22 protein-coding genes and 1 other RNA gene are annotated in these 23511 nt (G+C 63.6%); 8 read left to right on the top strand and 15 right to left on the bottom strand.

The window, feature by feature from the left end:
* Positions 1–42: 42 nt before the first annotated feature.
* The 10 genes from RCO31_RS09075 to RCO31_RS09030 all read right to left on the bottom strand — a co-directional run bounded on the left by RCO31_RS09075 (position 43) and on the right by RCO31_RS09030 (position 8693).
* On the bottom strand, positions 43–966 hold the full coding sequence (locus tag RCO31_RS09075) for a protease modulator HflC (RefSeq protein ID WP_308967978.1): 924 nt from the start codon (positions 964–966) through the stop codon (positions 43–45).
* Complete coding sequence (gene hflK / locus RCO31_RS09070) at positions 963–2114, bottom strand: FtsH protease activity modulator HflK (protein WP_308967977.1); 1152 nt, start codon at positions 2112–2114, stop codon at positions 963–965. Before hflK ends, RCO31_RS09075 begins: the two co-directional genes overlap by 4 nt.
* A gap of 170 nt (positions 2115–2284) precedes the next feature.
* Complete coding sequence (locus tag RCO31_RS09065; protein ID WP_308967976.1) at positions 2285–2809, bottom strand: dihydrofolate reductase; 525 nt, start codon at positions 2807–2809, stop codon at positions 2285–2287.
* The gene (locus RCO31_RS09060; protein WP_308967975.1) at positions 2809–3318 is read right to left on the bottom strand and encodes a GNAT family N-acetyltransferase; all 510 of its coding nucleotides are present in this window, start codon (positions 3316–3318) and stop codon (positions 2809–2811) included. The genes RCO31_RS09065 and RCO31_RS09060 overlap by 1 nt, the downstream gene beginning before the upstream one ends.
* 20 nt (positions 3319–3338) lie before the next feature.
* On the bottom strand, positions 3339–4133 hold the full coding sequence (locus RCO31_RS09055; protein ID WP_308967974.1) for a thymidylate synthase: 795 nt from the start codon (positions 4131–4133) through the stop codon (positions 3339–3341).
* A 162-nt stretch (positions 4134–4295) separates the two neighbouring features.
* A complete protein-coding gene (locus RCO31_RS09050; RefSeq protein ID WP_374991455.1) occupies positions 4296–5273 on the bottom strand; it encodes a tripartite tricarboxylate transporter substrate-binding protein in 978 nt (325 codons plus the stop codon).
* A gap of 124 nt (positions 5274–5397) precedes the next feature.
* Positions 5398–6960, bottom strand: a complete 1563-nt coding sequence (locus RCO31_RS09045) for a tripartite tricarboxylate transporter permease (protein ID WP_308967973.1) — start codon at positions 6958–6960, stop codon at positions 5398–5400.
* 7 nt (positions 6961–6967) lie between these two features.
* On the bottom strand, positions 6968–7465 hold the full coding sequence (locus tag RCO31_RS09040; protein WP_308967972.1) for a tripartite tricarboxylate transporter TctB family protein: 498 nt from the start codon (positions 7463–7465) through the stop codon (positions 6968–6970).
* A gap of 86 nt (positions 7466–7551) precedes the next feature.
* Positions 7552–8082 (bottom strand): chromate transporter, encoded by a 531-nt coding sequence (locus RCO31_RS09035; protein WP_308967971.1) that lies wholly within the window; start codon positions 8080–8082, stop codon positions 7552–7554.
* Complete coding sequence (locus RCO31_RS09030) at positions 8079–8693, bottom strand: chromate transporter (protein WP_374991454.1); 615 nt, start codon at positions 8691–8693, stop codon at positions 8079–8081. Before RCO31_RS09030 ends, RCO31_RS09035 begins: the two co-directional genes overlap by 4 nt.
* A gap of 117 nt (positions 8694–8810) precedes the next feature.
* On the opposite strand from RCO31_RS09030, the gene RCO31_RS09025 reads away from it, so the two are divergent.
* A complete protein-coding gene (locus RCO31_RS09025) occupies positions 8811–9983 on the top strand; it encodes an NADH:flavin oxidoreductase/NADH oxidase (RefSeq protein ID WP_308967969.1) in 1173 nt (390 codons plus the stop codon).
* A gap of 85 nt (positions 9984–10068) precedes the next feature.
* Here the strand turns inward: RCO31_RS09025 and RCO31_RS09020 are convergent, their stop codons facing one another.
* Positions 10069–11040 carry a tripartite tricarboxylate transporter substrate-binding protein gene (locus RCO31_RS09020; RefSeq protein ID WP_308967968.1) on the bottom strand — a complete coding sequence of 324 codons (972 nt, stop codon included), beginning with the start codon at positions 11038–11040 and terminating at the stop codon, positions 10069–10071.
* 57 nt (positions 11041–11097) lie between these two features.
* Positions 11098–12018, bottom strand: coding sequence for a LysR family transcriptional regulator (locus tag RCO31_RS09015; protein ID WP_308967967.1), 921 nt, complete (start codon positions 12016–12018; stop codon positions 11098–11100).
* Between the two features lie 110 nt (positions 12019–12128).
* Between RCO31_RS09015 and RCO31_RS09010 the strand changes: the two genes are divergently transcribed.
* The 6 genes from RCO31_RS09010 (at position 12129) to RCO31_RS08985 (ending at position 16964) form a co-directional block, all read left to right on the top strand.
* Complete coding sequence (locus tag RCO31_RS09010) at positions 12129–13550, top strand: MmgE/PrpD family protein (RefSeq protein ID WP_308967966.1); 1422 nt, start codon at positions 12129–12131, stop codon at positions 13548–13550.
* 139 nt (positions 13551–13689) lie between these two features.
* Positions 13690–14052: a transfer-messenger RNA gene (gene ssrA, locus RCO31_RS09005) on the top strand.
* Positions 14053–14214: 162 nt separating this feature from the next.
* On the top strand, positions 14215–14721 hold the full coding sequence (locus tag RCO31_RS09000; RefSeq protein ID WP_308967965.1) for a ClpXP protease specificity-enhancing factor SspB: 507 nt from the start codon (positions 14215–14217) through the stop codon (positions 14719–14721).
* Between the two features lie 90 nt (positions 14722–14811).
* Positions 14812–16230 carry a class II fumarate hydratase gene (gene fumC, locus RCO31_RS08995; RefSeq protein WP_308967964.1) on the top strand — a complete coding sequence of 473 codons (1419 nt, stop codon included), beginning with the start codon at positions 14812–14814 and terminating at the stop codon, positions 16228–16230.
* Between the two features lie 273 nt (positions 16231–16503).
* Positions 16504–16689 (top strand): DUF4169 family protein, encoded by a 186-nt coding sequence (locus tag RCO31_RS08990; RefSeq protein ID WP_308967963.1) that lies wholly within the window; start codon positions 16504–16506, stop codon positions 16687–16689.
* The gene (locus tag RCO31_RS08985) at positions 16686–16964 is read left to right on the top strand and encodes a ribbon-helix-helix domain-containing protein (RefSeq protein ID WP_308967962.1); all 279 of its coding nucleotides are present in this window, start codon (positions 16686–16688) and stop codon (positions 16962–16964) included. The genes RCO31_RS08990 and RCO31_RS08985 overlap by 4 nt, the downstream gene beginning before the upstream one ends.
* A gap of 307 nt (positions 16965–17271) precedes the next feature.
* Here RCO31_RS08985 and RCO31_RS08980 read toward each other — a convergent pair whose 3' ends face one another.
* The 3 genes from RCO31_RS08980 to RCO31_RS08970 form a co-directional block, all read right to left on the bottom strand.
* Entirely contained in the window at positions 17272–20859 is a 3588-nt protein-coding gene (locus RCO31_RS08980) for an AsmA family protein (protein ID WP_308967961.1), read from the bottom strand.
* Between the two features lie 221 nt (positions 20860–21080).
* Positions 21081–21908, bottom strand: a complete 828-nt coding sequence (locus RCO31_RS08975; protein ID WP_308967960.1) for a hydratase — start codon at positions 21906–21908, stop codon at positions 21081–21083.
* A 75-nt stretch (positions 21909–21983) separates the two neighbouring features.
* Positions 21984–22928: a threonine/serine dehydratase gene (locus tag RCO31_RS08970; protein ID WP_308967959.1), complete on the bottom strand. Its 945-nt coding sequence runs from the start codon at positions 22926–22928 to the stop codon at positions 21984–21986.
* Between the two features lie 68 nt (positions 22929–22996).
* On the opposite strand from RCO31_RS08970, the gene RCO31_RS08965 reads away from it, so the two are divergent.
* On the top strand, positions 22997–23299 hold the full coding sequence (locus RCO31_RS08965; protein ID WP_308968042.1) for a metalloregulator ArsR/SmtB family transcription factor: 303 nt from the start codon (positions 22997–22999) through the stop codon (positions 23297–23299).
* Positions 23300–23511 lie beyond the last annotated feature (212 nt).

Below are 23511 nucleotides of genomic sequence, written 5' to 3'. Positions count from 1 at the left end.
GTCCCCGAAAGTCTTCCTAAAATCCCCGTCCGGCCGCGAGCACTATTGCGCGCGCGGACCGGACGCCGCAGGGGCAGGAGCCGCTGGCGGCCTCGGCTTGCCTGCCGCATCGCCGAAGAAGCGGAAGAACTCGGAATCCGGCCGCAGCAGGAAGCGCGTGTCGTTGCCGCGCAATCCTCCTTCATAGGCCGACATCGATCGGTAGAAAGCGAAGAAATCCGCGTCCTTGCCGTAAGCCTCCGCGAAGATGCGGTTCCGCTCACCGTCGCCCTCGCCACGCAGCTGCTCCGCCTTCTGGTTCGCCTCGGCGACGATGACCGTCGCCTCACGATCGGCACGCGACCTGATCTCCTGCGCGCGCTGACCGCCCTCGGCGCGGAATTCGGCCGCCTCGCGCTGACGCTCGGTCTGCATCCGCTGGTAAACCGCCTGGCTGTTCTGTTCGGGCAGGTCGGCGCGGCGAATGCGAACATCGACGACCGAAATGCCATAGACGTCGGCTTCCCGGTCGAGCTGATTGCGAATGCGGATCATCAAGTTGTTACGGTCATCGCGCACGACGTTGGTGAAGGTCACTTCGCCCAGCACGCGGCGCAGCGCCGCATTCAGCAACGTTGCCAGCTGGATGTTCGCCGCCTGGATCGAACCGACCGTCTGATAAAAGCGGAGCGCGTTCTTGATACGATAACGCGCGAACGCGTCGACGACGAGGCGCTTCTGGTCGGAGGCGATGATTTCCTGCGCCGGATTTTCGAGGTCGAGAATGCGCTTGTCGATGCTGATGACGGTGTCGATGAACGGCACCTTGAAGTTCAGGCCAGGCTCGGTGACGACACGCACCGGCTCGCCCAGCCGCACCACCAGTGCCTGCTCGGTCTGGCGAACGACAAACAGCGAGGAGTAAGCGACAACGGCCAGCGTCGCCAGAATGATCAGGGCGACGATGCCTGAAATACCCGCTTTCATCGGCTGCTCCCGCCCGGCTGTCCTGATGGCTGTTGCTGCTGTGGCTGCTGCGAGCGCTGTCCGCGCGACAGTTCGCCAAGCGGCAGATAGGGCAGCACGCCCTGCCCGGCACCTGAGCCGGGGTCATAGACGAGCTTGTCGGCGTTGCCGAAAATCCGCTCCATGGTTTCGAGATAGATACGCTGGCGGGTCACGTCGGGAGCCTTCTTGTATTCCTCATAAACACTCAGGAAGCGCGCGGTCTGACCCTTGGCTTCCGCCACAGTCTGCTCCTTGTAGCCCTCCGCGCCTTGCAGGATCTGCGCCGAGCGGCCACGCGCATCGGGAATCACGCGATTGGCGTAGGTGCGCGCCTCGTTCTGCAGCCGCTCCTGGTCGGCGCGCGCGGCCTGCACGTCGCGGAACGCATCGATCACCTGCGTGGGCGGATCGACCTTCTGCAACTGCACCTGCTGGACCAGCACGCCCGAACCATATTCGTCGAGTGTCTTCTGCATCAGCTCCTGCACGGCAGTTTCGGTCGCCGTGCGCGCGCCGGTCAGGATCGGCTGAATCTCGGATCGGCCAATGACCTCGCGCATCGCGCTTTCGGCGACCGCCTTCACAGTGCCTTCCGGGTTCTGGATGTTGAACAGGAAGTTGCCGACGCCGTCCGGCTTGATGCGCCAGAGCACGGTGAAATCGACGTCGACGATGTTCTCGTCGCCAGTCAGCATCAGGCTTTCCTCCGGCACGTCGCGGATCGTCGTGCCGGTGCGGCCTTCGCTGACGCGCATGCCGATCGACATCGAGCTGACGCGAAGCGCCTTCGGCAGCAGCACGGTCTCGATCGGATAAGGCAGGTGATAGTTCAGACCGGGCTGCACCGTGCGGACGTATTTGCCGAACCGCAGCACCACGCCGAGCTCATCCGGCTGCACACGGAAGAAGCCGGACAGGCCCCAGATCGCCGCTGCGGCGAGAACGGCGATGATGACGCCCATCACGCTGAAGTTGCCGCCCGGAAGCAGCGATTGAAGCTTGTCCTGGCCGCGGCGCAGCAAGTCTTCCAGGTCCGGTGGGGTCGGACCTGAAGATTGCGGTCCCGAGCCCCACGGCCCCTTCGGGCCGGACCCCCACGGTCCGCCGCCCTGATTTTTCCACGCCATCGACAAATCTCCTTGGGGGAACGTCGGGAGGGTTATAGGCGACGCCAATTGCCCTTACAACGCAGGCAAGTATGGCGCTGAGGTAGGTACTGAGCGCCGCCAATTGAAGTTCCTGTGCCATTTGCCGCACTATCGCGAACTTCGGAAGCGCGCAAGCGCGCACGAATTCGTCAACTCGGCTTGCTTAATTCCGCGTTTTTTCTCCGCAAGGTCACATAGGAAAAATCCGCACTGTCATCAGGTCCCGCCTTGTTGCGCGTACGCGCGATCTCTTCCCAGCCAGATAGATCAGGCTTGAAAACGGCGTCTCCTTCGACCTCGGCGTGGACTTCCGTGATCTCGAGGCGATCGGCACGCGGCATCCATTGCGTGTAAATTTCCGCCCCGCCGATCACCATGATTTCAGTGGCAAAACGCCGCAGCGCATCGCCGCGCGCCGCTTCGTACGCATGTTCGAACGAGGTCGTGACCAGCGCCCCCTCCGCCTGATAGCCCGCCTCGCGCGTGATCACGATGCTGGTGCGTCGGGGCAGCGGCCTGCGAAACGACTCGAACGTCTTGCGCCCCATCACGATCGGCTTGCCCATGGTGATGGCCTTGAAGCGCTGCTGATCGGTCTTCAGCCGCCACGGGATCGTGTTGCCCCGCCCGATCACGCCGTTCTCTGCGATAGCGGCGACGAAGACGATTTCCATCAACGCGCCCCCTGCGCGAGTGCGGTCAATGCCGGCCCGCTGACGCGGCAGACGGTCCATTCGTCCATCAGCACCGCGCCGAGCGACTTGTAGAACTCGATCGACGGCGCATTCCAGTCGAGCACGGACCATTGCAGCCGCGCCCAGCCGTTGTCGAGACAGGTGCGGGCGAGATGCACAAGCAGCGCCTTGCCCAGTCCCCTGCCGCGATGCTCGGGTTTGACGAACAGATCTTCGAGATAGATGCCGGAGCGACCGCTGAAGGTGGAGAAGTTGATGAACCACACCGCGAAGCCGGCCGGCTCCCCTTTCCACTCGGCGATCTCGCAGAACAGGCGCGAGGACGCGCCGAACAGCGCCGCATCGATCATCGCCTCGGTCGCTTCCACCTCATGTGAGAGCTTTTCGTAAGCGGCAAGATCGCGAATGAACGACAGGACCAGTCCTGCCTCGCCCGGACAGGCGCGGCGGATGGTGAGTGATTTATCGCTCGCGTCTTGCCTGGACATGATCTGCGATCACATCCCGCTCACACTGCGACTTCGGCTTTGATATGCGGATGCGGGTCGTAGCCCTGCAGCGAGAAATCCTCGTAGCGGAAGCCGAAGATGTCTTTCACGGCCGGGTTGAGCTTCATCGTCGGCAGCGGCCGCGGCGAGCGTGAGAGCTGCAGATGTGCCTGCTCGATATGGTTGGAGTAGAGATGCGCGTCGCCGAGCGTGTGCACGAATTCACCCGGCTTCAACCCCGTCACCTGAGCGATCATCAGCGTCAGCAGCGCGTAGGAGGCGATATTGAACGGCACGCCGAGGAAGCTGTCGGCAGAACGCTGGTAGAGCTGACATGACAGCCTGCCGTTCGCGACGTAGAACTGGAACAGGCAGTGGCACGGCGGCAACGCCATCTTGTCCACATCGGCCGGATTCCATGCGCTGACAATCAGCCGGCGCGAGTCGGGGTTCTTGCGGATCATCGCGACGACGTTCGATATCTGGTCGATGATCTGCCCGTCCGGCGCTTCCCAGGAGCGCCACTGACGGCCATAGACGGGACCGAGATCGCCATTGGCGTCCGCCCATTCGTCCCAGATCGTCACACCATGCTCGTGCAGGTACTTGATGTTGGTGTCACCGGCGAGGAACCACAGCAATTCATGCACGATCGCTTTCAGCGGCAACCTTTTGGTCGTCAGCAGCGGAAAGCCGGCTGCGAGATCGAACCGCATCTGGTGGCCGAACACGGACAACGTGCCGGTGCCGGTGCGATCGGCCTTCTGCACGCCCTCGGCCAGGATGCGTTCGAGCAGCTCGTGATATTGCTTCATGGTCGGTTCGCCGGGTTTGGCCGTGGAAGTCAGAAACCGCCGATTCGGCAGGTCAGAATACCACTCTCGCCCCGGAAAATGGCGACCACGGCCGAAAACAGCAAGGGCGGTGGTACTCCACCGCCCTTGTTATCAACTTCTCAAGCTTGAAAAAGCGAGTTCTCAGCCCACCGGCTTCAGGAACTTGCCCCACTTCTCGACCTCGTCCTTGACCAGCTTGCCCAGCGCCTCAGACTTACGCTGCTCGGGCTTCGGAATGTCGTTGCCGAGTTCCTTCATGCGCGCGATGACTTTCTCGTCGTCGAGCGCCTTGGCGGCCGCCGCGTTGAGCTTTTCGACGATCGCTTTCGGGGTGCCCTTGGGTGCAAACAGCGCATTCCAGGCTGACGCCTGATAGCTCGGCAAGCCGCCCTCAGCGGAGGTGGGCGTGTCCGGCAGCGACGCGCTGCGCTCCGGAATGGCAACCGCATAAGCTTTGATGGTACCGCCGTTCACCTGCGGCACGACGTTGGTGATCTGGTCGCACATGTAGTCGACCTGGCCTGCGACCAGCGCGTTCATGGCGGGACCCGTGCCCTGGAACGGCACGCCGACTGGCTTGATGCCGACGATACCGTTGAGCAGTTCGCAGGTGATGTAGGACACCGCGCCGACGCCGGCGTGCGCCTGATTGAGCTTGGCCTCGTTCGCCTTCAGGTACGCGACGAATTCCTTGAAGTCCTTCGGCGGGAGGTCCTTCTTGGCTGCAACCACAATGGCCGCGCCATTGATCAACGCAATCGGCTCGAAGTCGGTGCGCGGATCGTAGGCGAGCTTCGGATACAGCGCCACCGAGGCCGCATGAGTGCCGACATGGCCCATGATGAGGGTGTAGCCGTCGTTCGTGGCTCTTGCGGCGCGCGTCGCACCGGTGGTGCCGCCCGCACCGACCACGTTCTCGACGACGATCGGCTGGCCGAGCGTCTTCGACATATGCTCGCTGACCAGGCGCGTGACCACGTCGGTCGGGCCACCTGCGGCAAACGGCACGATGATGGTGATGGCGCGCGTCGGATAGTCCTGCGCCAGCGCCGGCACCGCGGACAGCATGGCCAATGCGCCAAGTGTCGCAACCGCGGTCCTGCGGTTGAATCCTGTCATAGCAATACTCCTACATCCCTCTGGCCCGGCGCATTTGCGCCGAAGCCACTGGTTAACTCGTCTTGTGCATTTCAGTGCCAGCGGAGCCTATTGGACTAAAGGCGAAATCAACTGCGGCAATTCGTCAGTTTTCGCTTTCGACGAAGACTTCTTCGCGCTTCTTCCGCAGCATCGGCAAGAACGTCAGGATCAACAGTGCAAGCGACACCGCCAGCAGCGCGGCGGACAGTGGCCGCGTAAGGAAGACGGTCGCATCGCCCCGCGAGATCAGCATGGCGCGGCGAAGGTTCTCCTCCATCAGCGGGCCAAGCACCATGCCGAGTAGAAGCGGCGCAGGCTCGAAGTCGTGCTTGATCAGCCAGTAGCCGACCAGGCCGAACGCGCCCGCCATGATCACGTCCGCCGGCGCGTTGTTCACCGAGTAGATGCCGATCGCGCAGAAGATCACGATGCACGGATACAAAAGATGATACGGCACGCGCAGCAACTGCACCCAGATGCCAACCAGCGGCAGGTTGATGACCAGCAGCATCAGATTGCCGATCCACATCGAAGCGATCATGCCCCAGACGAGTTCGGGCTGCTTCTGCATCACCTGCGGACCCGGGACGATGCCATGGATGGTCATCGCGCCGACCATCAGCGCCATCACCGCATTCGGCGGGATGCCGAGCGTGAGCAGCGGAATGAACGACGTCTGGGCTGCGGCGTTGTTGGCGCTTTCAGGCGCAGCCACGCCCTTGATGGAGCCCTTTCCGAACTGCGAAGGATTGTTCGAGATCTTCTTCTCGAACGTGTAGGCGGCGAACGACGAAATCACCGCACCGCCGCCGGGCAAGATGCCGAGGATCGAGCCCAGCATCGTGCCGCGTCCGATCGCCGGTGCGGCGGCAAGCAGGTCTGCCACGGTCGGCATCAGGCCGGTGACCTTCTGCTGCACCAGTTCGCGCCCCTTCTCCGCGCCCGCGTCGAGATTGCGGATGATCTCGGCAAAGCCGAACACACCCATGGCCACGGTCGCAAAGCCCAGTCCGTCGGCGAGCTCGGGGATATTGAACGCCAGGCGCGACGCGCCGGTTTCGAGATCGGAGCCGACCATCGACAACAAGAGACCGAACACGATCATTGCAATCGCCTTCAACACCGAGCCCTTGGCGAGCACGACGGCGAACACAAGGCCTAGCGTCATCAGCGAAAAGTATTCCGCCGGCCCGAACTGCAGTGCGAACTTCGTCAGCGGCGCGCCGAGCAGCGCGATAAGTATGGTCGCGACGCATCCGGCGAAGAACGAACCGATCGCGGCGATGGCGAGCGCGGGACCGGCACGCCCCTGCTTCGCCATCTGGTGGCCATCGAGCGTCGTAACGACCGACCCCGCCTCGCCAGGAATATTGACCAGGATCGACGTGGTCGATCCGCCATACTGCGCGCCGTAATAGATGCCGGCGAGCATGATCAGCGCGCCGACCGGTGGCAGGCCGAAGGTGATCGGTAGCAGCATCGCAACCGTCGCGACGGTACCGATGCCGGGCAGCACGCCAACCAGCGTACCGACGAGGGCACCGATCAGGCAGAGCAGGATGTTGACGGGAATCGGAATCGTCACGCCAAGCAGCGGTATCGTCCAGTCGATGAACTGGAAGACGGTATTGAAGCCGAGGGCGAGATTGCCAAACAGATCGGTCATAGCGAACTCACTGCAGCATGAAGCGCGGCTGCAGCTGGAACGGCAGCCCTAGCGCGTAAGGAAACAGGAAGCAGCAGAACGCCGTGATGGCGATGCCGACGATCAGCGTCTGTCCCCAGCGCTGTTCTGTCGAACCAAATGCAGCAATCATGAAACTGGAGAATGCTGCGATGATCAGCCCGAGCGGACGAATCGTAAACGCGAAGGAGAGGATTGCGAGGGTAACGAAGAACGGCCCTCGCAAATGATAGCGCTCGAGCGGCGCGCCTGGTGTCAATAGGCCGGTTAGCGCGACGCCCGCTCCGAGCACCAGCAGAAGACTGGCGAACAGCCGTGGCGCGGTGCCGGGTCCGAACTGGAACCCGCGTATGCCAGGCAGGTCCGACGAGGCATAGAAAGCGAACAACGCCAATGCGACGAGCGCGAGCCCGCCCCAAAAATCCTGCGGCCCGCGGATCAACCCCTTCTTCGGGTTGCCCTGCGCGTGCCCTGTCGTCTCACTCATGCAACTACACTCCCCCTCCCGGGTCCGACTCCATCTTGGAAGCGCCGCTCTTACCTGACGGTTTCGGTTCTTCCTACCGGCTTATTCTAAATGATGCCAGCAAAACCGAGGCAACCGCCCACCGCGAGCATTAACAGCGGATGCAGCCGCGTCAGCAGCGTCACCAAAGCCGACGCCAACACCAGGACGGCCGCGACCCATGACTGCCCCGCCGAAAGGCCGAGGATCATGGCGCTTGCCGCCATCAGGCCGATCGACACGGGAACCAACGCCGACTGGACCAGCGCCGGCCATTGCGCATCACGCGACCGTTCCATAGTGCCGCTCACAATATAGGCAACGATGGCGGTCGGCCCGCACATCGAGAGCGTGGCGACCAGGCCACCGAGGATGCCCGCGACATGAAAGCCGATCAGCGTGACGACGAGGACGTTGGGTCCCGGCGAAAGTTGCGCGATGGCCACCATGTCGGCGAACTGCCGATCGCTCATCCAGTGATTTGTCTCGACCGCGACGCGATGCATTTCCGGAATTGCCGACAGCGCGCCACCCACCGCGAACAGCGACATCAGGCCGAAAGTCCAGGCGAGCGTGAAAAGCTGATTGGTCGGGTTCATGGCACTGCACGCTTTCTGATGACGTAGACAATCAGGATGCTTGCCGGAACGGCAACAAGCAGCACGGGCTGCAGCGGCCAGCGCATGAGGCCGACCGCAGCGAAGACCGCCGCAATCACCACGAGAGCGACCACGGAGCGCTCTTTCACGATCGGCTGCATCATCTTGACGACCGTTGCGAAGAACAGACCCGCCGTCGCACAGACGACACCGGCGAGCGTGCGTCGCAGCGCTTCGATCTCACCAAAGCGCGCATAGAGGATCGCAAGGCACAGAACGATCAGCACCGGCGGCAGAACGAGGCCAAGGAATGCGGCGATCGCGCCGGGTATACCGCGAAATTTCGATCCGAACACGACGGACAGGTTGACGATGTTCGGGCCTGGCAGGAAGTGACACAGCGCGAAGGTCTGGTTGAACTGCTCCGCCGTCATCCATTTGTGCTGCTCGACGATGGCGCGACGCGCCCAGACAAGCACGCCGCCGAACCCCATCAGCGACATCTTCGCGAATGCGATGAACAGTTCGACCAGACGAGGCGCTTCGGCCTCGGAAGTTATCGCGGTGTCGGATTTCAACGGACGTTCCCTGGTGCGGTACGGATCGACCATGCAAGGACATTGCTGGTTGAGATGTTAGAACGAGAAGGTGCTGCTTGCGCCGACCCTTTTATGTATAAGTCCGCACAGCGGTCAATTCGGGGCCGCCAACAACAAGCCGGAACGATTATGACCTCACCGAAGCTGTTCGAACCGTTCACGTTGAAGGGCATCACCGCGCGCAACCGCATCGTCGTCTCGCCGATGTGCCAATATCAGTCGCGCGATGGCTCGCCGACCGACTGGCACATCGTGCATATGGGCCGTTACGCGATCGGCGGCGCCGGCATCGTGTTCTACGAGGAGACTGCGGTGGAAGACCGCGGGCGCAAGACGCACAAATGCGCCGGCCTCTATCGCGACGACCAGATTCCCGAATATCGGCGCATTGCGAGCTTCGTAAAGGAGTTCGGCGGGGTTCCGGCAATGCAGCTCGGCCATTCCGGTGCGCGCGCATCCGAGCGCGGACCGCTGTTCAATCGCGACGCTCTCAGTGCGACCAACAAGGCCGACGGCGGCGAGCCGTGGCAGTCGATCTCCTCGAGCGCAGTGACACCAATCGAAGGCAAGCCGCTGCCGCGGGCGATGACGCAGAAGGACATCAACGATGTGGTGCAGGCGTTCGCCGACGCGACGGTGCGCACACTGCAAGCCGGCTTCGAGATTCTCGAGATCCATGGCGCGCACGGCTACCTGATCCAGCAATTCCTCTCTCCGGTAATCAACAAGCGCAACGACGCCTATGGCGGCGACCTGAAAGGTCGCATGCGCTTTGCGCTGGAGGTCACCGAAGCCGTGCGCAGGGTGTGGCCGGACGACAAGCCGTTGTTTTTCCGCGTCTCCAGCGTCGACGGCAAGGGCGGGCTGTGGACGCTGCCTGATACGGTGGCGCTTTCAAAGGAGCTGAAGGCGCTCGGCGTCGACCTGATCGACTGCTCGTCTGGCGGACTGACGGGCAATTCATCATTGCGCGCAGTGCCGCGCATTCCCGGCCACCACGTTCCCTACGCCGCGCGCGTGAAGCAGGAGACCGGCATGTTGACGATGGCGCCGGGCCTGATCACCGAGCCGCAACAGGCCGAGGAACTGCTGCAGCGTGGCGACATCGACCTGATCGCGATGGCGCGCGAACTGATGTACTCGTCCGACTGGCCGGCGCATGCCGCGCGCGCACTCAACGTGCCGAATTATCTCGAGTTGTTCCCGCCGGAGTTCACCCACCGCCTGAAACTGCGCGAGGAGCACGTTGCGATGCCCGAAAACCGCACTGCGACGACCGTGCCGATGGATTTGAATTCGTAGGCAACGTCGTGCCCGAACCGGGCCACCTGTGCCTTCGCAGGACTGGCGCAGAACGAGCGTCGATGGCCGGCCTCGACGGAAAAGATCAATTGATCTGGATGTTCGCTGCAGCCGCAATCGCCTTCCAGCGCGCGTGCTCGGATTTGATGAACGCGGAGAACTGTTCCGGCGTGCTGCCGATAGGCTCCGCGCCGTCCTTGTCGAGGCGGTCGCGGACCAGCGGCGAGCCGAGCGCATCGATCGTCGCCTGGCGCAACAGATCGATCAGCGCTCGCGGCGTGCCTGCCGGCACGATGAAGCCATACCAGGCGTTGATCTCGTAATCCGGAAGGCCGCTCTCAGCGACGGTTGGCACGTCCTTCAACGTCGGCGCCCGGCGTTTGGTCGTCACCGCCAGCGGGCGCATCTTGCCACTGTCAATCAGCCCACTCACCGAGGGCACCGTGGTGATGATGAAATCAGTCTGGCCGCCGAGCACGTCGCTGATCGCCGGCCCGGCGCCGCGATACGGAATGTGCACGACATCGACCTTGGCGAGATGCGCCAGCAGCAGCGTGGCCAGATGACTTGCCGAGCCGTTGCCGGCTGAGCCGTAGCTCAGCTTGCCGGGATTCTGCTGCATGGCGCCGAGGAGTTCGGCGAAGGTCTTGTAGCGCGAGGTGTCCGGCACCACGACGACCAGCGGCGTCTCCGCTACCTGCGTCACCGCGTCGAATGCGGTCAGCGTGTCGATCGTCACGGTCTTCATGATGTGCGGATTAACCGCGATCGGCCCCTGATTGGCCATCAGCATGGTGTAGCCGTCAGGCGCTGCAGCCGCCGCCGTCGCGGTTGCGACGTTGCCCCCACCAGTGGAAATATTTTCGATGACGACGGCCTGCCCGAGCTTTTCGGTCATCGCCTGTGCCACCACGCGTGCAATCGCATCGGTGCCGCCGCCCGCGGCATAGGGCAAAATCAACTTGACCGGACGAGTGGGGAACGTCTTCGCGAATGCGGGCGAGGCAAGGATCGGCGACAGCGCGATGGCGGTCGAAACCTGACGGCGAGTGAACATGGCGTTTTCCCTTTGCGGCTTATCGATAGCACGAAATTCAGCGATGCTCGCCGCCGATCACGTCGACCTGCGGCGTCCTCCGCCTCTGCCGCGCTCCGCGAGTCCCGGCTGCGTCGCCATCGCTACGAGATTGGCCAGTGGTGGTGCGCCCTCGTACGTACGGTAGGCGATGCATAGCGTTGCCCAGATCTGCGTTCCCGAAAGCGGAATGTAGCGGACGGCGTCAGCGCGACTGTTCTGCATACAGGCCGGCACGATGGAAATTCCCATCGACGAGGCAACGAGGTTGATCGTCGACGATATCTGCGGCGCGGTCTGCACCACCGACGGCGTGAAGCCGCAGTCGGCGCAAGCCGTCATCACCGAATCCGAAAGGCCGAGCCGCGTGGCGCGCGGATACAGGATGAAATCCTCGTGCCGAAGGTCCTGCAAGCGCAGTTGCCGACGATCGGCCAGGGGATGGTCGGCAGGCACAGCAGCGACCATCGGCTCCTTCAGCAAAGTCTGCAGGGCAAAGCCATGCTTGAGTGAGACCGGCAGGCGGACGAAGGCAGCGTCGATGCGTCCATGCTCCAGCGCCTCGACCAGCTCTGTCGAGCGGGCTTCTTCCAATGACATTTCGACATTCGGATACGTTGCGCGAAACTTGCGAAGAACGTTGGTCACCAGCGCGTTGAACGACGCCGATTCGGTCAGTCCCACTGAAACGCGTCCTATCGATCCCGCCGACGCCTGACGGGCGCGTGCAGCGGCCTTCGGCACCGCTTCCAGGATCCTGCGCGCCTCGGCAAGAAAGATCCGGCCGGCCTCGGTCAGGTCGACGCCCCGGCTGTGGCGGCTGAAAAGTTCGGCGCCGATTTCAGCTTCGAGCGCTCTGATCTGCAGCGTCAGCGCCGGCTGCGCAATCCGCAAGCGCGCCGCCGCGCGTGTCAAATTCAGGTCTTCCGCCGCCGCGACGAAATAGCGAAGGTGCCGCATCTCCATGCCATAAGCATAAGATATGGCTAATACCCTCGCAATATATTGGACCGATGCAGCGCGCACGCGCTTTAATCCGATCCCGATCGACCCTTGGAAAGCCGGCGGCAATGAGTGACCAGAAGCCCCTCCTTGAACATGCCACGCGCGACCTTGCGCAGTTCGCAGCGGCGCTGACCTACGACGAGATTCCGCCGGACGTCATCGCTCACATCAAGCTCTGCATCCTCGACGGACTCGGCGCCGGCCTCTATGGCGCGCAGCTTCCCTGGACGAAGCGCGTGCAGGCCATGGTCCTCAACGAAGGGGCAACGCCCCGGGCCTTCATGTGGGGCACGGGCCGCAAGGTCTCCGTCGCCCAGGCCGCGCTTGTGAACAGCACCGCGGGGCACGGCTTCGAGATGGACGATATCCACAAGGAGTCCATCCTCCATCCCAATTCGCTTGCCGTTCCGTCAACTTTCGCCTGGGCGCAAGGCCACCCGGACAGACCGAACGGGCGCGAGCTGCTCACTGCGGTCGTTGCCGGCTGCGAGGTGGGCATCCGCGTCGGCAATGCAGCGACCATGTCGCTGTTCCTGCGCGGCTTCCATCCTCAAGGAACGAGCGGTGTGTTCGTCAGCGCTGCGGCGTGCGGGCGGCTCGCCGGACTGGCGCCGGATCAATTGCAGCACGCGCTCGGCATTGCCGGATCGATGGCTGCGGGCCTGATGGCCGCGCAAGAAGGCGCGATGGTCAAGCGATTGCACGCCGGCCGCGCTGCGCAAGGCGGCGTCCAGGCAGTCATGCTCGCCGCCGAGGGCTTCACTGGCATCACCGATGTGATCGAGGCCGGCTATGGCGGCTTCCTGAGTTCGTTTTCGGCAAGTCCGAACGCCGCGAAGATTACCGCCGGCCTCGGTCACACGTGGGAGACGCGCAACATCGGCTTCAAGATGTATCCGAATGTCACCAGCATCCATTCGGCGCTGGATGGTTTCGAAGCGATCATGCGCGAGAACAATCTTGATGCGGACTCTATCGACAGCGTCGATATTCACTGTCCGCACATGACATACGTTCACACGGCTTGGCCGTACAAGCCGGCCGGCGTCACCGCCGCGCAGATGAACATGTTCTATGGGATCGCCGCGACGGCGGTCGCCGGCCGCGTCTCCGCCAATGAATATTCCGAAGAGATGCTCACTGACGCGCGGATTCTGGCATTCATCGACCGCATCAAGGTGACCGAGAGCACCGAGCTGGAGGCGAAGGGCGCGGCATATCGCCATGCCTCGCTGGTGCGACTGCGACGGCGCGACGGTAAGACCTTCGAACGTGAAACGCTGCACCGGCGCGGCAGTCCGGAAAACCCGGTTGCGCGCGAGGACATCCTGCGGAAGTTCCAGGATAACGTCCGTCACCTTCCTTCGGCGGTATCGGAGCGCATCATTGCCCTCGTCGATACGATCGAAACGGGCGACAGCCTCGGCGACTTGGTTGAGATCCTTGGCGCCGAACATCGCGCTGCGGCGCCTGTCGGCGCCGGATGACCGGTCCGCCGCCTCGATGGCGCGGAAGGCCGGGCTGCCGCCCCGTGAAGCCTGAGATCCGGCCTCTTGCCAGTTTTTGGGGCCCACGGGCTTTCCGGCACCCGAAGCTGAATGAGCCGGCCGAAATCGGCCGAATAGCAGGCTTTTTTCCTCAATCACAAACGCCTATATTGGGCGTGCCGGTTCGCCGGCTATGGAAATAAATGGCTGTCGCAATAAACCATTCGGACCCGGGGGCAGCACCCGGCGCCTCCACCAGAATGCTTTGGAACCCGATTTCCGAGCATTCCGGCGGGGGCGAAACAGGATCGACGAGGGCGTAAAGGGCTCGCTTTTTCCCGGTATTGTTCCGCCGTTATCGGGCTACAGCACTAGTTGCAAACGACAACTATGCTCCGGTTGCTCAGGCCGCGTAAGCGGTTTGAAAGACCACTTTAAAGCCCTGACGGGTTAAGCTCCGTCAGGCGGGGTTCGGAGGCACCTGGCAACAGAAGCCTCCACTTTCATTCATAGGTCCGCCGCGCCGTTGCGGCCGATGGAACGCCTGGCAGATTCCGCAAGGCGGCACCTTCGTCGCTGCTGACCTCGGGCTGCCATCGCGCTAGCATGGTGCGGCGCGAGTCGGCTCGAACGAACACGCGCGCGAACTACGACGGGATCCCTAATGAGCTCGACCGACCACATCCGCTACGATGTTCTGGCGCGCGACGCGATGCGCGGCGTGCTGCGGCACGTGCTGGCCGATGCCGCGAAACAAGGGCTTCCCGGCGACCATCACTTCTACATCACCTTCCTGACCCAGGCCGACGGTGTGAAGCTGTCGCCGCGCCTGATGGCGCAGTATCCGGAAGAGATGACCGTCATCCTCCAGCACCAGTTCTGGGATCTCGTCGTCACCGAGGACCGGTTCGAGGTCGGCCTGTCGTTCGGCGGCGTACCCGAGCGGCTGGTGGTGCCGTTCAGTGCCATCAAGAGTTTCCTTGATCCGTCCGTGCAGTTCGGCCTCCAATTCGAAACGACTGAGGTGGCCGCGGAGGCGAAGGACGACGAGAGCGCGGATGTGCCGACATCGACTGCGCTTGGACCTGCGGCGGCAGAGGCTGCCGACGGTGACAAGAAGCCGGGCGAGGGCGCCGAGGTCGTGCGACTCGATCGCTTCCGCAAGAAATAATTCTCGACCCTTTCCAGATCCCTGACGCTCCCCGATTGCCGTGAATCGCCCTACATGGAGTGGGCAATTTACGAGCGAAGGATCGTCGTCATGGCAGCACGTACAAAAACCACCTCGCGCAAAGCCATGCGCGTCGAGACCGACACCTTCGGCCCGATCGAGGTGCCGGCCGACCGTTATTGGGGCGCGCAGACCCAACGCTCGCGACAGAACTTCCGCATCGGCACCGAGCGCATGCCGCAACCGATCGTGCGCGCGCTCGGCATCGCCAAGCTCGCCGCGGCCGAGACCAACCTGAAGCTCGGCCTGCTCGACCGCCGTCGGGCCGGAGCGATCGCCCGCGCGGCGCGCGAGGTGATCGACGGCGAGCTCGATGCGCATTTTCCGCTGGTCGTCTGGCAGACCGGTTCGGGCACCCAGTCCAACATGAACCTCAACGAGGTGATCTCCAATCGCGCGATCGAGTTGCTGGGTGGCAAGCTCGGCAGCAAGGCGCCCGTGCATCCGAACGACCATGTCAACATGAGCCAATCGTCGAACGACTCGTTTCCGACGGCGATGCACATCGCTGCGGTAGAGGAGATTACGCATCGTCTGTTGCCGTCGCTCCGGTACCTGCACAAGGAGCTGGTGCGAAAGCAGAAGGCGTTTGCAAAGATCGTCAAGATCGGCCGCACGCACACCCAGGATGCGACGCCGTTGACGCTGGGCCAGGAATTTTCCGGCTACGCCGCGCAGGTGGAGAACGGCATTGCCCGCATCAAGGAGACGCTGAAGTGGCTGTCACCGCTGGCGCAGGGCGGTACCGCGGTCGGCACCGGACTGAATGCCTCGCCAAGATTTGCCAAGCTGTTCGCGCGCCGTGTTGCGGTGATCACCCGGCTTCCGTTCACAAGCGCGCCCAACAAGTTCGAGGCGCTCGCCGCGCACGATGCCTATGTGTTTGCACATGGCGCGTTGGAGGCGCTCGCGACGGGTCTTTTCAAGATTGCCAATGACATCCGCCTCCTCGGCTCCGGCCCGCGCTCCGGCCTCGGCGAACTGATCCTGCCCGAGAACGAACCTGGCTCTTCGATCATGCCGGGCAAGGTCAACCCAACCCAATGCGAGGCGCTGACGATGGTGTGCTGTCAGGTGTTCGGCAATCACACCGCGATCACTGTCGCGGCGAGCCAGGGCCATTTCGAGTTGAACGTGTACAAGCCGGTGCTGGCGCACTGCATGCTTCAGTCGATCAGGCTTCTGGCGGACGCCTCGCAATCATTCGCCGAACACTGCATTTCCGGCATCAAGGCGGACAGCAAGCGCATCGACGAACTGATGCAACGCTCACTTATGCTCGTAACTGCGTTGGCGCCGAGCATCGGCTACGATAATGCCGCAAAAGTTGCGAAGACGGCGCATGCACGCGGTACGACACTTCGCGAGGAAGCCGTTCGGCTTGGTTTCGTCACGGGCGCGGATTTCGACCGGCTGGTGCGCCCGGAAAAGATGACTCGTCCAGGCTGATCGGCGTCCAGCCGCACCCGCGGCCGTCGTTTTTCGGCAAGAAACCTGACAAAAGTCATGTCGTCCGAAAGACTGATGTGTGATGTGCTGGCGAGCGCGGGCCACGTCGTGGTACGCTAATTGAATACCGCCCAACGAAATGGGGCGGATGCGGCGAGGGTTCGGGGCAGCGGACATCGTGATGCAGGCGGCGCTTGGCGCCGAGCCTGTTGTTGAAGCATCACCACATCCCATGCTTCGTGAATCTGCGCCGCGCAACACGCGGGCGGACCGATGGGCGATATCGTCAATCTCAAGCGTTTCAGAAAGAAGCGCGCGCGCGACCAGGCAGCCAAAGACGCCGATGCTCGCCGCGCACGTTTCGGCCGCAGCAAGGCCGAACGGCAACGGGATCAGGAAGAAAACCGCAAGCTCAATTCGGTGCTTGATCATCACCGCATCGGTGAGGATCAAACATGAAATCTCCCGTTGTGAAGCGATCAATCGTCGTCGCCGGTCACAAGACCAGCGTCAGCCTGGAAGAGGCCTTCTGGAGCAGCATGAAAGAGATCTCAGCGTCGCGCGACATGACGCTGTCGGATCTCGTCAGCGAAATCGACCAGGGCCGAAAGCAAGGTAACCTATCCTCGGCGATACGGCTCTACGTGCTCGACTACTATCGCAGCAAAGTACCCGGCGCGCCGGCAACGCCGACGGACGGAGCACCCGCACGGCCGTCAGCCGCGCCACGGTGAACTGCGCATGTCTCTGGTGAACTGCGCGCGTCTTTGCGGCGCGAGAGCGTGATGAGATTGAGTAAGGCAACGTCGCTACCGCCGTCTCAAACGTCGTCCCCGCGCAGGCGGGACCCAGTATCCCAGAGCGTTGCAGCTTTATCGCAAACGCTGCGGGCTACTGGTTACCCCGCCAGAGTCTGTCATCGGACCGCGCTTCGCGCGGAGCCGTTGGCGGGCATGACGGCGGAATCTGAAGTTAGCCACGCCATTCTTCGAACGGCTATGGCGTGACGACGGAGACGCAACTCAAAGTCATCAGCCCCTGCTAAAACGTCGATGGCAGCGCTGACCGCGGCTGCATCGGCACAATATTGAGCGGCGCGTTGTGTCTTGGCTGCGGCCTTGCGCCGGGTGCCGGCCGGATTTCGACCGGCGGCGGAAGCGCAGGTGCTGTAACAGGCGGCGGGGCCTCGGCCGCACGCGGCGCAATGGCAGGACGCTGGGACGGCAGCGGCGTAGCTTGCGGTGCCACGGGTGGCGCAGGCTCCGCAGGCTTTCCCGGATTCAGCAACGGATTGGCGCGCTCGATGGCGTCGAGGCGCCGGGTCTCGCGATCAATCGCACGCAGGCCGAGCCATGACGAGAGCGCCGCAACATCGATGGTGCGATCGGGCTTGTCCGGCGAGCCGAACAGCAGCACGAGGATTTCGGGCCGGCCGAAGCCCAGCACATCCGTCGTCGTCGCGGCGAGCGCTGCGCGCACATCGATCTGGTCCGCAGCGATATCGTAACCGCCGGATAGATTAAGCCGCGCACCTTCGCCCATCAGCGTCGTGTTGCTGACGCGCACCTGGCCATCGCGGATTGCGAACGGGACTTCGGCGGAAGTCACGTTGAGCGTGCCGGCCGCCAGTGCCGGGGCAACCATTGCAGCAAGCTTTGCATCGTCCCTGGCGATACCCGCATCGCTCGCACGCGTCGCGGCGTCGAATGCTCGTGGATCGAGACCCGCGATGCGCGCCTGCTCGATCGTCACCGATCCATTGCCGTTGAGGCTGCCGATCAGCGCGGCGGCGCTGCGCCCCTGCCCGCTCACCGATGTTCGCGCCGATACGCGCCCTGGCGGCATCGCCAAAGCGCGATGCTTCAGCGCCGCGCCATCGACGCCGTCGAGTTGCACGCGGCCGGCGAGCGCGACGCCCTCCGGCGAGCGGCGTGCCGACAGGTCGGCCTGCAGCTTTCCGCCGCCAAGACCCGCGGACAATCCTTCGAGCACCAGCGCCTGGCCGTCATTGCGCAGTACCCCGTTGAAGGGTCGGAGCTCGCCGCCGGGCACCGTGGCACGCAATGCGGAGAATTCGACGCGCCCGCGCCAGCCGCTCAGCAGCCCGCGATTGAGCGGCTCAGCGCTGTCGTGACCCGCCGCACCGATTGCGGCCAGCATCGCCGACGGCACGTCGAGCACGTCGGCGCCGACATTGCCCTCCACGCCGATCTCCTCGCCGAGCGCAAGGCCGAGGCGGCCACGCACGCGCGCACCAGCTATCGCGCCGTCGAGATTGTCGAGGGTCACCTTCTGGCCGGTTACGCCAACGCGTGACGTCAGGGCGATATTCCATGGGGCCTGTTCGGCCCGCGCAATGCCGATCAGCGGCGCGATGTTGGCCTTGCGGACGTTGAGGCTCACCGCGGCGGCGCGTTCTGTCTTGAACGGTTCGACGCTACCGTCGATCTCCGCATCGAGCCCGTTGCCTGTTAGTTTTGCTTTCAGTTTCGTCGGTGCATTCCAGACGCCGGTGGCCGACCCGTCGAACTGGGCCGGACCGTTTCCAGCGGCAAGAACGCCATCCAGACCGAGCAGGGCGAGCAACGTGTTGCCGTGTTCGGTCGAGAGAGTTGCGGTCAGCGTCGCTTCGTTCTTTGCCAGCGCGTCCATGTCAAAGTTCCGCAACGACGCGAGCTGCGGCGTCATCGCCCCGGTCAGCGCGCCCTTCACCTGCGGCGCGTGGAGATCAACCGTCGTTCGCAAAGCCGCGCGATCACCTTGCGGCTTGCCCAGGTCGAGCGTCAGACCGGCCCAGACATTGCCCGCGGCGCGCGGCACCGCGCCAATCCGGCGGCTGAACTCCGGCGCGATCGGCGCAATCAGTCGCGCCAACGGATCGAGCGTCGCGGCCGTCGCATCGATCTTCAGTTGTCCGGTCGTGTTCGCGCGGTCAAATGCTCCGGCGCCGTCGATGGCCACGCCGTCGGCATCGCCGACACGCAGGCGCTCAAGCGCGATCGCCTTGGCATTGTAGGTGAAGCGCGCCTGCACCGGCTTCAGCGTCTGGCCGGAAAGGTTCAGCTCTGCGATGTCGAGGCCGAGCGCGGCTTCGTCCGGCCAGGTCTTGAGCGCGCCGCCCATCGCGCGCGCAAACGCGGCGCCGGCATCGAAATCCAGCCGCTCCGCCCGCAACGCCGCGTCCAGCCGGCTTTTCCCATCTGCCGCAACCAGCGCGAACCGCCCATCGAGGGGCCGCCCATCGATATCCGCCTTGAACGCATCGACGGCGACGCGCTCGCCCGAGATGACGATGTCGCCCGCAGCCTTCAGCGGCCTCACGCCCCGATAGGCGTTATCGCTCTGGCCTTGCAGCCACAACGCAAAGCCTTCCGGATCGCTCGCATCGAGATCCAGTCGTCCCGAGAAGCTCGCTTTGTTGCCTAGCTCGGCAATGCGGCCAGTCACCGCGAGGAGCGTCGATCCCGGCGCACGGAGCTCGAACTTGCCGACCCGCCACTCCTTCGCGTCGGCCTGCAGGCTGATGCCGACGGCCTGCACTGGCCGTGCTCCGAGGTTGATCAGTTCGGCATCGATATCAAACTCTATCGGCAACGGCATCGGCGGCGCTGCGGCAATCAACCAGCGCAGGTTTGCCATGAGGTCTGCCGGCGACGGCGCAGCGACGCCCGCGCGGGCGAGCAAACGATCGGCATCGAGCTGTCGGGCAGCGAGCGAACCACGAAGGCGCGGCGATGCGCCAAACCGCGCTTCCGCATTGCCCGAGAACTTTAGCCCGGCGTCCTCGGGCCCGAACACGGCCTCGACCTGCTCCAGCCTCGCCGAGGCGGGGTCCGCCTTCAGCTTGCCGGCGACGCGCCACGGCGCATCGGCCAAACTGAGCGGCGCGTTCGATTTCGGTGGCGGCGGCTGTGCGATCGACAGCGAACCCTCGAAGCGCGGCACCGCATCATCGACGAGCAGGATACCGTCGAGGTCGGCCGCAAGCGAACGGGCCCCAGGGTCGAGGTTCAGCCGCAACCGCTGACCACTGCCGTCCGCAGTGCGTGCGCTCGCGAGACGGAACGGATAGCGCACGCCATCCAGCTTCGCTGCCCCCTCGCCACGCACCGAGCCGGCCACTGCCCGCACTTCGCCGGTGAAGACGATGTCGTTCAGCCGCAACGAGCGGCGGCTCGCCGTATCGTTCACGGCGATTGCGCCAGTGAGATGAAACTTGTCGACGGTCAACGCGCCAAGATTGAAGCCGCTTCCGCGCGAGGCCCAGTTCATACGCCCGCGCTGGTCAAGGCCAAGCTCGAGCACGAGGCCGTCCAACGTCAATTCATTGGCGCGCCATTCGCCGCGCATCAGATCGCCAAGCGAGAACTCGACATCGAGCTTCTCGACGCTGACATTGCTTGCATCGCTGCGCGCACCGACCGCGACGTGACGCAAGCGCAGCGACGGCGTCGGCAACAGCCGCGCGTCGATTTCACCATCGACCCGCACGGGCATGCCGATCACCCGCGAGGCCTCGCGCTCGAACTGCGGCCGGAACTGACTCCAGTCGATAAAATACGGGCCGATCAGGGCAGCCAGCAGCGCAAGGATAAGGGCTATCGCAAGTCCGAGCAGCGTCGTCTGCACCGCGGTCCTCTAGGCGTCAGGTTTTAGTGTCAGCGAATCCGCGCCCCCCAAATCGCGTTCAGCTCGTCATATATACGGCCAACCACGGCAAATTGACATTTGCAAAGATCAAAAATGCGCCAGCCGACAGGCTGCGCCCCGCAGCCCCCGACCATTAGGCCCTGATCGCCTGTCGGGTTGCAAGTTCCACTGCGGGCGTCTCCCCGGTCAAGGTGCGGCCCTCAGGAAAAACGCACGCTTGCGCCGCCAAGCGCTACGCCGCTCAACTGCGTACTCCAGTTTTCGGCGGCGTTGATGGGAAGCGCACGCGTTAATGTGCCCGTAGTAATGATTTCGCCGGCCGCGAGCGGCGGGTTGTGCGCGTCCTGCGCGAGCACATCAATCAGGTGGCGAAGCGCAAGGAGCGGACCGCCCAGCACATTGGCCGCGGCGCCGCGATCGGCCGACACCCCATCGCGGAAGAGCTCGATTTCGAAGCCGGACAGCGTCGCAGCCCAGGCGTGCTCCGTGTCACGGAGCCGATGGCGCGGCCCGATCAGCAACGCGCCATGCAGGCCGAAAGCTGCCACCGTGTCTGTCGCCGCAAAGCGCCAGTCGGGAAAGACCGACTGGACGATCTCGAATCCCTGGGCAACCCAGTCGATGCACGCCAGCAGCTCCGGCAGATCCATGCCGGGCTGTGGCGCGGTGGCTAGCCCGAAGACGATCTCCGGCTCGATGCGTGGGTCGGACAGCCCCCGAAGCGCGAACTCCCCGCCAATGCCGTCGAGATCGTGGATGGTGCGGTCGTAGATATAGCCCCAGATCGGCGCATGCACGCCATACTCCGCCCAGATGGTACGGTTGGTGAATCCAATCTTGCGCCCGCGCGCGTTCTCGCCGGATTTCTCGCGCAACTCTCTGACCTTCGCGGTCACGCGATAGGCGCCTTGCAAATCGAAATTCTGGTGACGTGACGAGAACGGTGCGATCTGGCGGCCGCTGCCGAGCAACGAGAAGACCTCGCCGGCAATGGCGTCGAGGTCCAAAGTCTCTTGCATCTCGCCCATGCATCGTCTCCGGCGGCCACGGCTCCGGCAACAATGGCGTTTATTGTTCGCCCGCGCAACTCGGCCCGATGCGCGTCAATCGAACGTCACTGCCGCCGTGTTGGCGCCGCAAACAAGCACCGCCAGCCGCTCGCCCGGCGACGGCACATAGCTTCCAGACAGCAGCGCCGCGAACGCCGCAGCGCCGCCTGGTTCGGCAACGATACGAACAGCATTCCAAAGCGCCGTTTGCGCTGCACGAATGGCGTCGTCGGCAACAAGCACGGCGCGGTGCACATGGTGTTGCGCAATCGGAAACATCACCTGGCCAACGCGCTTCGGCGCCAGCGAATCGGCCGCGATTCCCTCAGCCGGCGCATCCACCGGCTCACCGGCCTGCAGCGCCTGATAAAGAGTCGGCGCGCCTTCGGGCTCGACGGCGACGACCTTGATACGGCTCTCGAACCAGGCCGCGATGCCGCCGATCAATCCGCCGCCACCAACCGCAACCAGCAATGTGTCGATCTTCGACGTGTCGGCTTCGATTTCGCACCCGACGGTGCCCTGGCCCAGCAGGGTTTCCGCCTGATCGAAGGCGTGGATCGGCAGTGCGCCGGTCTCCTTGGTGAAATCTTCGCTTGCGGCGAGCGCGTCGGCGTAGCGCTCGCCGGTGACGACAAGATCGGCGCCGTAGCGGCGAATGAGCTCGATCTTTGCGGGCGACGATACTTTCGGCACGAAAATCGTGGCTCTCACGTCACGCTTCTTCGCCGCGTAGGCAACGGCGACGCCGTGATTGCCTCCGGACGCTGCAACGACGCCTGCTTGCGGCACCGCGCGCGTCATCAGATTGGCGAACGCGCCGCGAACCTTGAACGTGCCGGTATGCTGCAGGCACTCGAGCTTCAACTGCAGCGGCCCTGCCGCCATGTCGAAGTCTGCGCCATCGACCGCGACGGTCGGCGTGCGCCTGACAAAGGGCCGGATGAGCGTCTCGGTTCGCGCGATCGCTTCGCGGGTGATGCCGGTCTCTGCAAGCATGCGCGGGCCTCCGTGGCGACGTTGACATGAAGTTAGTTATTTAGCAAATTAACGAAATGCAAGCGAGCCTGCAAGCAGCGGACGTTTTCAAGGCGCTGGCCAACGAGCGGCGTCTGCAAATTCTCGCCTGGCTCAAGGAGCCGCACCGTCATTTCAGGCCGCAGGTCGACGGCGATCTGATCAAGGACGGTGTTTGCGGGCTTCTGCTGGCTGAAAAGCTCAAGATCAGCCAGGCCACGTTGAGCGAGCACATGCGCGTACTGGTGCAGGCAGGACTGGTCCGGCCGAAGCGCATCAAGCAGTGGACGTTCTATCGCCGCAACGACGAAAGCATTTGCGTGATCCAGGCGCTGATCCGCGACAAGGTCTGATCCCGTGCGCAGCCGGACACGAGAGCATTTTCCGGAAAAGTGGACACCGATTTTCCGCAGATAATGCGACCAAATAAACGAATCTAGAGCGCTTTCCGATTCAAGCTAATCGGAAAGAGCTCTAGTGTCGTGGATCAGAAATTCGCACCATCGTTGCCGCGAGTCCATCGTGCGAATTTCTGATCCATAAACGACACTAGAATCATAAACTT

The sequence above is a fragment of the Bradyrhizobium sp. LHD-71 genome (assembly GCF_031157255.1).
Classification (GTDB): Bacteria; Pseudomonadota; Alphaproteobacteria; order Rhizobiales; family Xanthobacteraceae; genus P52-10.
Note: the sequence above shows the minus strand (reverse complement) of the source record. Positions and strands in the feature narration are given on the sequence as shown.

Bases quoted from the DNA above. Each gene is read 5' to 3' on its own strand.
- RCO31_RS09055 (WP_308967974.1), bottom strand. From the start codon at position 4,133: ATGAAGCAATATCACGAGCTGCTCGAACGCATCCTGGCCGAGGGCGTG.
- hflK (WP_308967977.1), bottom strand. From the start codon at position 2,114: ATGGCGTGGAAAAATCAGGGCGGCGGACCGTGGGGGTCCGGCCCGAAG.
- RCO31_RS09060 (WP_308967975.1), bottom strand. From the start codon at position 3,318: ATGTCCAGGCAAGACGCGAGCGATAAATCACTCACCATCCGCCGCGCC.
- RCO31_RS08975 (WP_308967960.1), bottom strand. From the start codon at position 21,908: ATGGGCGAGATGCAAGAGACTTTGGACCTCGACGCCATTGCCGGCGAG.
- RCO31_RS09040 (WP_308967972.1), bottom strand. From the start codon at position 7,465: ATGAGTGAGACGACAGGGCACGCGCAGGGCAACCCGAAGAAGGGGTTG.
- RCO31_RS09075 (WP_308967978.1), bottom strand. From the start codon at position 966: ATGAAAGCGGGTATTTCAGGCATCGTCGCCCTGATCATTCTGGCGACG.
- RCO31_RS09035 (WP_308967971.1), bottom strand. From the start codon at position 8,082: ATGAACCCGACCAATCAGCTTTTCACGCTCGCCTGGACTTTCGGCCTG.
- fumC (WP_308967964.1), top strand. From the start codon at position 14,812: ATGGCAGCACGTACAAAAACCACCTCGCGCAAAGCCATGCGCGTCGAG.
- RCO31_RS09030 (WP_374991454.1), bottom strand. From the start codon at position 8,693: ATGGTCGATCCGTACCGCACCAGGGAACGTCCGTTGAAATCCGACACC.
- RCO31_RS08985 (WP_308967962.1), top strand. From the start codon at position 16,686: ATGAAATCTCCCGTTGTGAAGCGATCAATCGTCGTCGCCGGTCACAAG.
- RCO31_RS09025 (WP_308967969.1), top strand. From the start codon at position 8,811: ATGACCTCACCGAAGCTGTTCGAACCGTTCACGTTGAAGGGCATCACC.
- RCO31_RS09010 (WP_308967966.1), top strand. From the start codon at position 12,129: ATGAGTGACCAGAAGCCCCTCCTTGAACATGCCACGCGCGACCTTGCG.
- RCO31_RS09020 (WP_308967968.1), bottom strand. From the start codon at position 11,040: ATGTTCACTCGCCGTCAGGTTTCGACCGCCATCGCGCTGTCGCCGATC.
- RCO31_RS08970 (WP_308967959.1), bottom strand. From the start codon at position 22,928: ATGCTTGCAGAGACCGGCATCACCCGCGAAGCGATCGCGCGAACCGAG.
- RCO31_RS09045 (WP_308967973.1), bottom strand. From the start codon at position 6,960: ATGACCGATCTGTTTGGCAATCTCGCCCTCGGCTTCAATACCGTCTTC.
- RCO31_RS09050 (WP_374991455.1), bottom strand. From the start codon at position 5,273: ATGACAGGATTCAACCGCAGGACCGCGGTTGCGACACTTGGCGCATTG.
- RCO31_RS08990 (WP_308967963.1), top strand. From the start codon at position 16,504: ATGGGCGATATCGTCAATCTCAAGCGTTTCAGAAAGAAGCGCGCGCGC.
- RCO31_RS09065 (WP_308967976.1), bottom strand. From the start codon at position 2,809: ATGGAAATCGTCTTCGTCGCCGCTATCGCAGAGAACGGCGTGATCGGG.
- RCO31_RS09015 (WP_308967967.1), bottom strand. From the start codon at position 12,018: ATGCGGCACCTTCGCTATTTCGTCGCGGCGGCGGAAGACCTGAATTTG.
- RCO31_RS09000 (WP_308967965.1), top strand. From the start codon at position 14,215: ATGAGCTCGACCGACCACATCCGCTACGATGTTCTGGCGCGCGACGCG.